The 13,291-nt window shown below is 36.8% G+C and carries 10 protein-coding genes; 9 read left to right on the forward strand and 1 reads right to left on the reverse strand.

Annotated elements, in window-relative coordinates; genetic code table 11:
* The first annotated feature begins 70 nt into the window (after positions 1–70).
* The 9 genes from HHU08_RS05025 to HHU08_RS05065 all read left to right on the forward strand — a co-directional run bounded on the left by HHU08_RS05025 (position 71) and on the right by HHU08_RS05065 (position 11,926).
* Positions 71–1,054: a sugar ABC transporter substrate-binding protein gene (locus tag HHU08_RS05025; protein ID WP_016202709.1), complete on the forward strand. Its 984-nt coding sequence runs from the start codon at positions 71–73 to the stop codon at positions 1,052–1,054.
* Positions 1,047–2,477, forward strand: coding sequence for a sensor histidine kinase (locus tag HHU08_RS05030; RefSeq protein WP_101729622.1), 1,431 nt, complete (start codon positions 1,047–1,049; stop codon positions 2,475–2,477). The genes HHU08_RS05025 and HHU08_RS05030 overlap by 8 nt, the downstream gene beginning before the upstream one ends.
* An 11-nt stretch (positions 2,478–2,488) precedes the next feature.
* A complete protein-coding gene (locus tag HHU08_RS05035; protein WP_016202711.1) occupies positions 2,489–4,036 on the forward strand; it encodes a response regulator in 1,548 nt (515 codons plus the stop codon).
* Positions 4,037–4,112: 76 nt separating this feature from the next.
* On the forward strand, positions 4,113–5,195 hold the full coding sequence (gene xylF, locus HHU08_RS05040; protein ID WP_101729621.1) for a D-xylose ABC transporter substrate-binding protein: 1,083 nt from the start codon (positions 4,113–4,115) through the stop codon (positions 5,193–5,195).
* 89 nt (positions 5,196–5,284) lie between these two features.
* A complete protein-coding gene (locus HHU08_RS05045) occupies positions 5,285–6,757 on the forward strand; it encodes a protein adenylyltransferase SelO (protein ID WP_169187946.1) in 1,473 nt (490 codons plus the stop codon).
* Between the two features lie 356 nt (positions 6,758–7,113).
* Positions 7,114–8,142 carry a TFIIB-type zinc ribbon-containing protein gene (locus tag HHU08_RS05050; protein WP_169187947.1) on the forward strand — a complete coding sequence of 343 codons (1,029 nt, stop codon included), beginning with the start codon at positions 7,114–7,116 and terminating at the stop codon, positions 8,140–8,142.
* Entirely contained in the window at positions 8,139–8,999 is an 861-nt protein-coding gene (locus tag HHU08_RS05055) for a TPM domain-containing protein (RefSeq protein WP_016202715.1), read from the forward strand. The genes HHU08_RS05050 and HHU08_RS05055 overlap by 4 nt, the downstream gene beginning before the upstream one ends.
* 34 nt (positions 9,000–9,033) lie before the next feature.
* Positions 9,034–10,029, forward strand: coding sequence for an SPFH domain-containing protein (locus tag HHU08_RS05060; protein WP_016202716.1), 996 nt, complete (start codon positions 9,034–9,036; stop codon positions 10,027–10,029).
* A 130-nt stretch (positions 10,030–10,159) separates the two neighbouring features.
* Positions 10,160–11,926: a helix-turn-helix domain-containing protein gene (locus tag HHU08_RS05065; RefSeq protein WP_169187948.1), complete on the forward strand. Its 1,767-nt coding sequence runs from the start codon at positions 10,160–10,162 to the stop codon at positions 11,924–11,926.
* An 85-nt stretch (positions 11,927–12,011) separates the two neighbouring features.
* On the opposite strand, the gene HHU08_RS05070 is transcribed toward HHU08_RS05065, so the two are convergent.
* Positions 12,012–13,223: an amidohydrolase gene (locus HHU08_RS05070; RefSeq protein ID WP_169187949.1), complete on the reverse strand. Its 1,212-nt coding sequence runs from the start codon at positions 13,221–13,223 to the stop codon at positions 12,012–12,014.
* Positions 13,224–13,291 lie beyond the last annotated feature (68 nt).

Genomic DNA, 13,291 nt, shown 5'->3' on the forward strand with positions numbered 1-13,291 from the left:
ATTGTACTATTTAAAAAGGATGCTATGATTTAGTTTGTAGGATGTATTTAATTGGAAGGAGATCGGTGTAGTGCGAAAAACGAGCATGATTGTATTATTAACAGCTATTTTAATTCTTTGTTATTTTACCTTTATTACGGCAAAAAATGTTTTTCGCGCAGATTGGCAGTTTCCCTCTGATCGTGTTACGACTCAAAACCAGCAACGCCTTGTGTTAATCACCCAAGAGAGAGATACTCCCTTTTGGGACAAAGTTGCAGCTGGTGCAAGAAAGCAAGCAGAAGCTGAAGATGTAAGTTTTGAAGTGTGGGGAAGCTATGGCAATAATGAGGAAGATTTTTTGAAAAGTATTGAAATAGCGATCCAATCGAAAGTGGATGGAATAATCGTGCAGGGATTGGATACGGATGAATTTAAAAATTTAACGAAAATAAAAGCATCCTTTTATGGAATTCCTATTATTACGGTTGCCAATGATATACCAATTGCTGATAGTTTACGACGAACCTATGTAGGTTCCGATCAGTTTCTAGCAGGGAAAGAAATTGCCGAACAACTAGTACAAGATATGGGGAAGAAAGGAAAGGTTGTTCTTATGTTTGATTCCAAGGAGGAATATTTTCAAAAACAGCGATTAAATGGTATAGAGGAAATATTTAAACAATATAAAGATATTAACGTTGTCTATGCAAAAACGATTGATACGTCGAAAGAACAAGTAGTTGTTGCAACACAAGATATTTTAAATCGGGAGCCGGATACAAATGCATTCATAGCTATTAATGCGAATGTGCTAGGAACTTTAATTAAAGAAATAAGTAAGCGTTACCAAATAGAGCCGTATTATTTGTATTCTTTTGACGATGGGCCGGAGTCAATCTCTCTTTTAGAAGCGGGAACCTTAGATGCGATGGTGGAGCAATCCCCAGAAGCAATGGGAGAAATGAGTGTGCAGTTGATGATGGAATGGCTAAATGGAGAAAAAGTTCCTTTAGATAAGAATGGCTATTTAACAGACATTAAAGTTCAGAAAGCGAACAATACATATGAATAGTATTCAAAAAAAAATCCTTTTGCTTACAACCATCGTATTGATTATCATGTCTATTATTTGGATAGCACTTACTTATTACAATCATAAAACACAGCAGCAGTATAATGAAATTTTGCAACGCTATTTAAAGTTAAATGAAGTCACCTCTAGCAGTCAAAATATAGTTGCGGATTTAAATAATTATATGATCAATCCATCGGAAGAAAATATGTCAAAGCTTACTCAAAGTAAGAAAAGAATGGAGGACGCAAAACAAGGAGTAATTACGTTAAGAAACGCTGAGAATAATTTCACTCTAACAAATTATGTTCATCTCATGGACAGTTTTATTGAAACCACAAATAGACTTCTTTTATTTTTATCGGAAAATGACGGGGAAGCCGCTGCTCAAGAATTTTCGGAAGTGACGAGAATATCAACATATATCTCAGAGATGTCTCTATCTTTAGTAGATACAGAACTCAAAACCTATGACCGCTTTTACCGCGGAATTATTAAGCAGTCAGGTGAAGTAATGAAACTAGGAATCTTCCTTTTATTATTAATTATGTGTGTGCTCTTTTTTGTGACATACTGGTTTTCGTTAACCATCACAAGACCAATATCGAAGCTAACCCAGGCAGCAAATGAATTATCGAAAGGACGATTTGATTTGCAGGTGAAAGTAGACACAAAAGACGAAATTGCCTTTTTAGCAAGAACTTTTGATCGGATGAGAAAAAATATTAATATGCTTATATCCGAAATAAAGCATAAAGCACAGCTAGAGCACGAATTGCAGCAGAGTAAAATATTGTTGCAGGAAAGTCAGTTTAAAAGCTTACAAAGCCAGATAAGCCCTCATTTTCTCTTTAATACATTAAATACGATATCAAAAAAGGCTTATTTAGAAGGTTCAGAAGAAACAAGTGATTTGTTAGTTAGTGTTGCAGGAATCCTTCGGTACAATTTAAAACAACTAGATCGGTCCGTGACGCTTCGAGAGGAAATAATGGTTTTAAAGCAATATATGGATATTCAAAAAGCAAGATTTACAGATAGACTTCAGTTTTTCATGGAGATAGATGAATGTTGCCTAAATAGAAGAATTCCGTCATTAACTTTACAGCCGATAATTGAAAACGCTGTTATCCATGCGGTGGAACCGAGTGAGGATGGCGGAACGATTTGGATACGAGTAAAGGATGAGATGGAGGAAGTTCTAATTGAAATTGAAGATGATGGGATTGGTATTCCGCTAGAAAAAATACAACAGTTACTAGCAGAAAATTTACATCCTTTTGAAAAGGAATCAAAGGGCATCGGAATAGGCTTTAGCAATGTGGTAAAAAGACTGCGACTTTTTTATGGTGATGATGATGTAATAACGATTAAGAGTCAGGTGGGCTCAGGAACTAAGGTGATCATTCAAATAAAAAAATAGGGTGTGGGATGATGATAAAACTCCTCATTGTAGATGACGAACAATTAGAGAGAGAAGGAATGGAGGCGATTATTAAGAAGGGCTTTCCTGATACAAAGATAATGCAAGCGAAAAATGGAAAAATGGCAATTGAATTAGCGAAAACATTTCAACCGGATTTAATCCTAATGGATATTAAAATGCCTGGTCTCAATGGATTAGAAACAATTGAAAGGATTACGGCTCTAAATTCGATGATTCGCTTCATTATGGTAACTGCTTTTGATACATTCGAATATATGCGCCAAGCGATTAAGCTAGGAGTAAAGGATTATATTCTTAAACCGAGTCGAGCAAGTGAAATAATAGCAACAGTCGGCAAGACATTTCAACAAATTAAAGAGGAACAAAGAGAAGCTGTGATGAGAAAGTTTCAAGAAGAGGCATTCCAAAAAGCACTCTCGCTTGTTGAAACAGATGTGGTGACACAATTGTTATTTGATCATGTTCATGAAGTGCATGTTGATATGCTTGTTGAAATGTTAGAGACACCGTCCACGAATGAAATGTTTATCATGCTAGTGTTGATGCCAACGGGAGCAGAGTCCCTTTATCCTATTATAAAAGAAAAAATCAGAGAAACGAAAAGCTGTTGGATAGGTGCACTATATGGTAGTCATCTTCCAATTATTGTGTTTAGAGATGAAAAGCATTCTTTTCGCACACAAGCAACAGTATTGGCTCATCAATTACTATCCATTCTTAAGCGAACGCAGGGAGCAGAGTACTTTATTGGAATCGGCAATGTCTCCTCTTCCCTGGAGAAAGTTCGTCAATCGTATCACGAAGCCCTTTTTGCAACAATGGATGTTTCATCTCCAGTAAAATATCGATTTTATTCAGATGAAATGTCGGCTACCAATGATTCAATAACTGGAAAGCTTGTAGAGCATCGGAAAAAGGAATTCGCTGATCAAATTCGAATAGGGCAATGGGAAAATGTACGAAAATATATTTTATATATTATACAGTACTACGAAAAGGAAGGGGCAGATGTACTCCATACACAGCAGCGAATATTAGAGATTCTTTGGATTGTGTCACGAGTGATGGATGAGATGGGCATAGAATCAGATATTCCTTTATATGCATATAAGCCATTGAATTTTCGCCAACTGCAATTAGAAACGACGAGATTGCTTGATAAGATGATTCATTCCTTCAAACAAAGAACAGATCGATTAGAAGCAGATGCGATTCATCAGTTGAAACAATATATTCTAACGCATTCCCAAGAAGATATTTCTTTAGAGTCATTGGCAAGGAAAGTTGGTCTGAGTCCCATTTATATAAGCAAGATTTTTAAAGAAAAACAAGGAATTAATTACATTGATTTTTTAACAGAGTGTCGAATTGAAAAAGCAAAAGAATTAATACGAGATACAGATAAGAGTATCAAAGAAATTACCTTTGAAGTCGGTTACCACGATCCGAATTATTTTAGTAAAGTCTTTAAAAAGCTTTGTAATATGTCACCAAAGGAATATCGGAAATTATTATTAGTGAATAAATCATTATAGTTTCTTCTTTCAAAAACAAGTTCCTTATGAAAAAAAGCTAAAGGGAAAACAGCGAATATAAATAGGAGAGAAATGAATGAAACAGATTGGAAAACATTCATGGTTAGTTCTTGTAGTACTATGCTTGGTGGGGGTCATTTCTGGCTGTTATAAGGAAAAAGAAACGGAAGTCAGTCGTCCGCTAGCTACTCCTTCTGCCAATAACAAGAATTCAGAAGAAGGAAACAAGAAACTTAAAATAGGCTTTTCAATGGACACATTAAAGGAAGATAGATGGCTGAGAGATAGAGAGTTATTTAGAGAAGCAGTAGAAGAATTAGGAGCAGAAGTAGAAATCTATGCTGCAAATGGAGACGATGCCCTGCAAATTCTACAGGCAGAAACGTTAATCAGTAAGGGAGTAGATTTATTAGTTGTCGTTCCACATAATGCAGAAGCAATGGCTACAATTGTAAAAAAAGCACACTCTTCTGGAATAAAGGTGCTCTCTTATGATCGCTTAATAAAAAATGCTGATGTTGATTTATATATTTCTTTTGATAACGAAATGGTTGGAGTATTACAAGCAGAAGCAATTACTAAGATAGTGCCGAAAGGAAAATATGTCTACATTGGTGGGGCCGATACAGATAATAATGCCCATCTTATTAAAAAAGGTGTATTTCATGTATTGCAACCTTATATAGATAAAGGGAATATTACGGTCGTTTATGATCAATGGTCAAAAAATTGGGATCCAGAATATGCTTACAGCAATATGGAAGCAGCCTTAAAGGCAAATAATAAAGATATAGATGCTGTTATTGCAGCAAATGACGCAACAGCAGGGAGTGCAATTAAGGCACTTGAAAAGTATGGCTTAGCTGGGAAAATTCCAGTTGCTGGACAAGATGGTGATCTTCCAGCAGCACAACGCATCATACAAGGCACTCAGACAATGACTGTATATAAGCCAATCAAAGCATTAGCAGAAGAAGTAGCACAAATTGCAGTTCAGATGGCCAATGGAAAAACGATCTCTGTTGAGAATAAAGTAAATAACGGAAAAGTCGAAGTGCCGACTATCTTGCTTTCTCCTATTGCTGTCACAAAAGAGAATATGGATGCAACCATCATCAAGGATGATTTTCATTCAAAAGAAGAAGTGTATAAAAAATAATCAGCTGCTTTTTGCAAAGCGTCATTGCATGTTCCACACTGTGAAAAGGGTATAATAGGAATATAAAATACGATTGGAAGGGAGCCAATATGAGTAGTAATGAGTTGAAAAAAGATACAGGCTGGAATTTTGATAATAGCTATGCTCGACTTCCTGAAGTTTTCTATTCTAAGATGACATTAAATCCAGTCAGTTCTCCTCGTTTAGTTAAGCTTAATCAGGATTTGGTAGAGTCATTAGGATTGAATAAGGAACAATTACAACGCCAAGAGTCGATACAAGTATTAAGCGGGAATGATATTCCAGAAGGCGGCTTTCCCCTTGCTGAAGCTTATGCAGGTCATCAATTTGGCCATCCAACCATGCTTGGTGATGGAAGGGCTATGCTGATTGGAGAACAGATTACTCCAGCTGGGGAAAGGTTCGATATACAATTAAAAGGTTCTGGCCGCACACCATACTCTCGAGGAGGCGATGGTAGAGCAGCGCTTAAGCCGATGCTAAGAGAATATATTATTAGTGAAGCGATGCACGGCCTTGGCATTCCGACAACTAGAAGTTTAGCTGTTATTGCAACTGGAGAACAGATTGTCCGGGAGAAAGATTTGCCAGGTGCCATTTTAACGAGAGTCGCAGCAAGCCATCTGCGAGTAGGAACTTTTCAATATGCAGCTTCTCTTGATTCTAAAGAGGATCTTAAAGCTCTCGCGGATTATGCAATTGATCGACATTTCCCAGCAATTGCGAAAGATGAGAATCACTACGTAGAAATGTTTAAAGAAGTAATTAAACGTCAAGCAGCCTTAATCGCCAAATGGCAGTTAGTTGGTTTTATTCACGGTGTTATGAACACAGATAACATGACCATTAGCGGAGAGACGATTGACTATGGCCCCTGTGCCTTTATGGATAGTTTCCATTTAGATACCGTATTTAGCTCTATTGATGTCCAAGGTCGTTATGCGTATGGAAATCAACCGAAAATGGCTGGTTGGAATCTGGCTAGATTTGCTGAAAGCTTACTTCCCTTATTCCATGATGATGTTGAAAAAGCAGTGGAACTTGCTCAAGCAGAATTATATGAATTTAACACCTTGTATCAACAACACTGGCTTGATGGTATGAGAGGAAAGCTAGGATTAGAAGGGGAAGAAGACAAAGATGCAGAGCTAATGGAAAAGCTCCTTGGGATTATGCAAAATAATCGTGCAGACTTTACGGATACCTTTCGTTCTTTAACGTTAGGGGAAATAGACAAAATGGAACTTAGCAACAATCCAGCATTTATGGAATGGTATAAGGCTTGGAAGGAAAGAATCGACCGTCAAGAAGGCGGAGAAGAAAATGCTCGTGAGCAAATGAAAAGACATAATCCAGTTGTCATTCCTCGAAATCATCGTGTAGAAGCAGCCCTTCATGCTGCAGAAAACGGAGATTTAAGTGTGATGGAAGAATTATTACAGATGCTGTCCAATCCTTATGCTTATACAAAGGAACAAATAGAATACGGAGTAGCACCACAACAAGTGAATCCTTCTTATCAAACATATTGTGGGACGTGATTTTAACAATATGTAAATGAAAAAGTTTCCCTTTTCTACTTAAGAAATGGGGAACTTTTCTATTATTATTAAAGAATGCACATCGATAATTAAAAGTGCTTTCATCAATTTTTCCCCTGATAAAAACTGGTACCCCTTGTCCATTTCCCCTTTTTTCCCTTTTCTTTCATTATCCCATTTATCTTTGCAAAAAAGAATAAGGAACTATTAGTCGAAGGCAATGTTTGAAAATGAAACTTTTTTTAATCTAATCAGTATATGTATATATCGGAAATTTTTCACGGCAACAAAGCAGGAAGTGAATAAATACGTTATGATTAATATAGTCAAAGATAAATAAATTGAGGTGATTTAACGTGATCCTTCATTATAAATGCCCAAATTGTGGGGGAGATATGAGTTTTAATGCAGATACTGGGAGTTTATCTTGCCCTAGCTGTGGAAATGAAGAGAATATCGAGAGCTATCCAGAAAATTTAATGTCTGCATCCTTTGAGGATAATGAGGTTAAGGAGTACCATTGTGACAATTGTGGTGCGGTATTAATAACGGAAGCAGATACGACTGCAACAAATTGTAGTTTTTGCGGTACAGGAATAGTCATTGCCGATCGATTGGCAGGCGTGCTTGCCCCTAAAAAAGTAATTCCTTTTACAATTAGCAAAGAAGAGGCAGTAGCAGCGTTTCAAAAATGGTGTAGGAAAGGGCTTTTGACTCCGAAAGGGTTTATGAATGCAGATCGTATAAAAAGTATTACTGGTATGTACGTTCCTTTTTGGTTGTATGATCTTAACAGCAACGTTGACGTGACAGCTGTTTGTACAAAAGTTCGTACCTATACAAGCGGAGATTATATTTATACGGAAACGAAGTATTATGAAGCATATAGGCAAATAAATTTAGATTATGTGAAAATCCCGGTGGATGCCTCAGAAAAAATGAATGATCAGTTAATGGATAAATTAGAGCCCTTTCCATATGAACAGCTAAAAGAATTTAAAACGCCTTATCTTGCTGGTTTCATTGCGGAAAAATATAATTACACAGATTCAGAATTACTGCCAAGGGCAAAAAATAAAGTGAGTGATTATATTGATTCATTTGTTCATTCTACTTTTGCTGGGTATCATTCGATTAATTATCGAGACAAAAATATTGATACGAAGGCTGTTCGCAGTGATTATGTGTTACTTCCTGTCTGGATGGTAAGCTATGACTACGAGAACCAGGAGCATATTTTTGCAATGAATGGGCAGACAGGAAAGGTAGTAGGAAAACCGCCAATTAGCAAAGGGAAAGTCGCATTATGGTTTAGTGGGATTGCAAGCGGTACATTTCTTGCATTGAAATGTGTCTCCTACTTTATGGGAGGTGGTTTCTTTTGAGAAACTGGTTAACAAAGTATAGTATATTCCTCCTTATCTTTATTACGATACTAGCTGCTTTTTCAGGCGGGACGGTCAAAGCAGCTTCAGAAAACCAAAAGCAATTTATTTTCGACGATGCACAACTTTTAACAGATACGGAAAGAATGGATCTTGAGAATTTAGCTGAGGAACTAGGGGAAGAAACGGAAACAGCATTATTGATTCTTACACTAGATGGTACAGATGGTAAAGATATCAAGAAATACGTTCAGGATTATTATGATGAAGAGGCTCCAGGTTATGACCAGCCTTTTGGAAATACGGCTATCTTAGCAATTGATATGGAAGAAAGGGACATATATTTAGCTGGTTTTAAAAAAGCGGAAGATTATTTGGATGATTCAACGTTAGACTATATCCGGGAAGAAATAACGCCTGCTTTATCAGCTGGGGATTATTTTGAGGCTTTTTCGACTTTTATGCAGGAATCTGCTTATTACTTGGTTGATGATCCAACAGCTTTCGAAAATGAGTATGGTTACAGTGGAAATGCTGATGCTGAAAATGGGTACACAGAAGATAGTACATCGGGTGGAATGCCAGCATTTTTTTATCATTGGGGCTTTCAGCTAATCATCTCGCTCGTGCTTGCCGGAATTGTTGTAAGTATTATGGTCTTCCAATCAGGCGGGAGAGTAACGGTAAATGGAAATACGTATATGGATAAAAGGAATTCTAAAATTGTAAATAGACACGACCGATTTATTCGTAAAACAGTGACAAAACAAAGAAAGCCGCAAAACAATAATCCAGGTGGCGGTGGAGGAATCACTGGTGGTGGTCACTCCCATAGCGGAAGCAGAGGGAAATTTTAAACAGTTATTTTGAATATTGAAAGGGGACAAAAAAATGTCATTTTTTCGCAATCAATTTGCAAATGTAGTGGAATGGGAAGAATTTAGGGAAGATATGATTTTCTATAAATGGAAAAACCGTGAAATCAAGAAAGGGAGTAAACTGATTATTCGCCCTGGGCAGGATGCTATCTTTCTAAACAATGGTAGTATGGAAGGAGCTTTTCAAGAGGACGGGGAGTATGATATTGAGTCGCAAATTATCCCGTTTCTTTCTACTTTAAAAGGCTTTAAATTTGGATTTAACAGTGGAATGCGAGTGGAAGTATTATTCGTAAATACGAAGGAATTTACGGTGAAATGGGGGACAAAAAATGCAATAAACATCCCTGCAGTTGGACTTCCTGGAGGAATGCCAATTCGTGCGAATGGAACGTTTCAATTTAAAGTAAATGACTATATCGCTTTAATTGATAAAATTGCCGGAATTAAAAACCAATATTTAGTGGAAGATGTAAAAATACGAATTACCTCCGTTCTAGATCAATTACTTATGAAGTGGATTGTCACAGAAGGAAAGGATATGTTTAATCTTCAGGCGAATGCTTTTGAAATTGCGAAAGGTATTAGAGAAGATTTAGATAGCCAAATGGTAGAAAGTGGACTTACGATTACTGGCTTCCAAATTATGAGCTTTAGTTATCCAAAAGAAGTTCAGGATATGATTAATAAAAATGCTTCGCACGGAATGGTAGGAAATATTGATAAGTATCAGCAAATTTCTATGATTGATAGCATGGCCAGCGGGAAAAATTCTGGTGGCGGAACTGCATCTGATATGGCTGGAATGATGATGGGCATGAATATGGCCAATCAAATGATGGAAAAAATGAATAAGCAAAATCAGAATCAAGAGCAAACACCAAATCAACAACCAGCACCAGAAGTAGCACAGAATCAGGAGAAAAAGCGACCAAATTTCTGTCCAAATTGTGGGGCGAAAACAGGCGAAGGAAACTTCTGCTCGAATTGTGGGCATAAGCTAGTATAATAATGGATACAGGACGGTTCTAGTAATAGAGAGCCGTCCTGTTTATTTTTTGTGGGAAATTTCTTAACAAATAATAAGCTTAAGGAGATAATAGTTACATAACTGAAATAAGCAATAAAGAGGGAAGCTAATGAGCAGCGAGAATAATATGGAGCGGCGATTAAATACATTTATACAAGTTTCAAAAAATATTACGACAAATGATAGTTTAAAGGAATTAATTCAGCAGATTATCGAAGACGTCATTGGAGCTATTGATAAAGCAGATGCAGGTTTTTTATTACTATGGAATGAGGAAAGTCAGTATCTAGAAATTGAGGCTGCTGTCAATTTTAAGGAAGATATCTACTTGCAGAATAAGCTTCTAGAAGGAGAAGGAATTAGCGGAACTGTTTTTGCAGAAGGTAAAAGCATGCTAATTAATACAATCGAAGAAATTGAAAAAGCGATGTCTAATATGCGTAATAAGACACTTCAATATTATTTGAAGTCGACAGTTCATGCTTTAATGCCAGTTAGCTGTATGTCTGTTTTACTTGTTTATCAACAGCAAAAAATTGGCGTTCTTACAATTGATAACTTTAAAAATGACGGATTTTTTACAGAGGAGGATTTGCGTTTTTTAGAAGCAATTGGTAGTCAGATAGCAATCTCTATTGTAAATGCCCGTGCTTTTTATGAAAAACAGCAAAGAGCTCTGCAATTAGAAACCATTCTTGAACTGCATAATCAATTAAATGAGACAGTGCTGGAAGGGAATGGGATGCAATCGCTCGTAAAAAGTCTAGCTCGTAATCCCAATGACTGTATTTATTATTTTGATTCATTAGGGCGTCTTGATATTTCTCATCCAATCTCTAGTGTAGAAATTCCTTTTTTAAGTGACTGGATTAGACAGAATCGGATAAACTTGCAAACACAACAATTACAGAAAATATATAAAGACGAGGAGTTGTTTGGACAGGCTTTATCGGTCCAATCTTCATTTGGAACCATTGGATATTTGGTGATTACAGGAAAAAGCGTTCCTCTCGATATTGTGGGTGAGCTTTCCTTTCAACATGCAGCTTCTATTATTGCCATTGAGCAAATAAAGCTTCAGGAGCAACTGAAAAATAGGCAAGCGGAAAAGGAAGCTTTATTAAAGGATATTTTAAATAGCCACTTCACACCAGAGGTTCAAAGCTATTTGAAGAAGCAGGAGATGATTCCTGCAAAGTACTTTGTTTTTCTAGTAATCAAAAGCAAACAGCATTCCTTTGATGAATTGAATCAGCTTAATTTGTTAGAAGAAGGGATGCGGCAAGTATTCAAAAAGGAATTTTCGGTGATGATTTTTCCAAACCGGAATAAACTGTTTCTACTGTTAGGAGCAAAGAAGAAAGAAGCGGGGAATGTTCAAGTCATTAGACAATATGTAGAACGATTACAATCCATCTATAAGGAAATAGTCGTATATATTGGCCGTCCAGTATACTCCATGCGCCATCTACCCATGTCGTATAAAGATGCGGAATTGTTAGAGAAAGAAATGGAAAGTCATCAAAGAGAAGAATCCGTATTTGATTTTCAATCCCTTGGCTATAAGCGCTACTTATTTAATGTTCCAGAAGAAGAAGCTGAATACTTTGTAGAGAATATATTGGGCCCTATTCTCTCTAAGTCGAATAATCGAACGAAAAATGAATGGTTAAGTACATTACAAAACTACTTACAATCAAATAAAAATGTAACAAAAACAGCAGAATCTATGCATCTTCATCAAAATACAGTTTATTATCGTCTTCAGCAAATACAGGAGAAATTAAATTGTGACTTTGATGATTTAGATGATGTAACGAATTTAAAGGTAGCGTTGTTTTTATATGAACGGCGAGAACAAAATGGGGAGCGCTGAATCGTCTAAGCAATAGTTAAATGTGCAAAAGAATTTTTAATGAAAATAGCTGTTCCTAATAAAAGATAGGAACAGCTATTTCCTGTTATTCGTTGATTAAGCTTTCTTGTTTATCTTGTACAGATTCATTACTTAAATAGTTTAATGTCGCAGAGCCTAATGTCTTAGCTGCGATCAAAAGAGAGTGTTCATCAATATTGAATTTCGGATGATGATGTGGATAGACTTCCTCCCAGTTAGGATCCATTGCACCTGTAAAGAAGAAAGCACCTTTTACATGCTGCAAGTAATACGCAAAATCTTCTCCGCCCATAATTGGATCGCAAATTCTTACTTGTTGAACTTCCTCAATTTGTTCTGCATGCTTGATGATAAAGTCTGTTTCTTCTTTATGATTTACAACAGCAGGATAGCCACGTTTAAAACGATAATCATAAGATGCGCCAACCATCTGGCATGATGCCTGAATGACATTTCCGATTTCCTTCTCAATTAAGTCACGAGCCTCATCGTGGAATGTACGTGCTGTTCCACTTAATTTTACTGTATCGGCAATAACATTGAAGGGATTTTGAGCTACAAAATTACAAACAGAAACAACAGCAGGATGTAATGGATTCACGCGTCTTGATACAATTTGCTGCACATTGGTGATAAATTGTGCACCGATCATAATCGCATCTTTTGTCATATGTGGTTCCGATCCATGACCACCTTTTCCTTGAATGGTAATATCAAATTGGTCTGCAGCTGCCATTAGAGGACCAGCGTTAATCATGATATTTCCAACTGGTTCTGTTGCCCATAGATGGGTTCCAAAAATCACGTCTACACCTTCTAAACAACCATCCTCAATCATCGCAATGGCACCACCTGGAGATAATTCCTCTGCAAATTGATGAATAAACACGATGTTTCCTTCTATGTCTGCTTGCAGCTTGTTCAATGCTTTTGCTAACACTAATAAAGTAGCCGTATGACCATCATGACCACAAGCATGCATAACGCCGTCTACCTTGGATTTATAAGGGATATCATTTTCCTCTTGGATAGCAAGTGCATCAAAGTCCGCACGTAATGCAACGGTTTTACCAGGTTTGCTGCCTCTAAGTGTAGCAACAACCCCACGACCGCCGACGCCAGTTCTTACTTCATGCCCTAATTTTTGATGATATTCTGCAATATAAGCAGGTGTATATACTTCATGATAGGATAATTCCGGATGTTCATGGAGATGACGTCGAATCTCAATCATCTCTTGTTCATATTCTTTTAATAGCGAAAATAAAGCTTCCATGTTTACCCCTCATTTCAATTTTTTTAAAATTATATGTAGCACGGCAACCAAAAGATTCAGGTTGCACG

Source organism: Niallia alba, assembly GCF_012933555.1.
GTDB lineage: Bacteria > Bacillota > Bacilli > Bacillales > Cytobacillaceae > Niallia > Niallia alba.

Coding starts and splice junctions, on each gene's coding strand:
- HHU08_RS05030 (WP_101729622.1), top strand. CDS start 1,047: ATGAATAGTATTCAAAAAAAAATCCTTTTGCTTACAACCATCGTATTG.
- HHU08_RS05035 (WP_016202711.1), top strand. CDS start 2,489: ATGATAAAACTCCTCATTGTAGATGACGAACAATTAGAGAGAGAAGGA.
- xylF (WP_101729621.1), top strand. CDS start 4,113: ATGAAACAGATTGGAAAACATTCATGGTTAGTTCTTGTAGTACTATGC.
- HHU08_RS05045 (WP_169187946.1), top strand. CDS start 5,285: ATGAGTAGTAATGAGTTGAAAAAAGATACAGGCTGGAATTTTGATAAT.
- HHU08_RS05060 (WP_016202716.1), top strand. CDS start 9,034: ATGTCATTTTTTCGCAATCAATTTGCAAATGTAGTGGAATGGGAAGAA.
- HHU08_RS05065 (WP_169187948.1), top strand. CDS start 10,160: ATGAGCAGCGAGAATAATATGGAGCGGCGATTAAATACATTTATACAA.
- HHU08_RS05070 (WP_169187949.1), bottom strand. CDS start 13,223: ATGGAAGCTTTATTTTCGCTATTAAAAGAATATGAACAAGAGATGATT.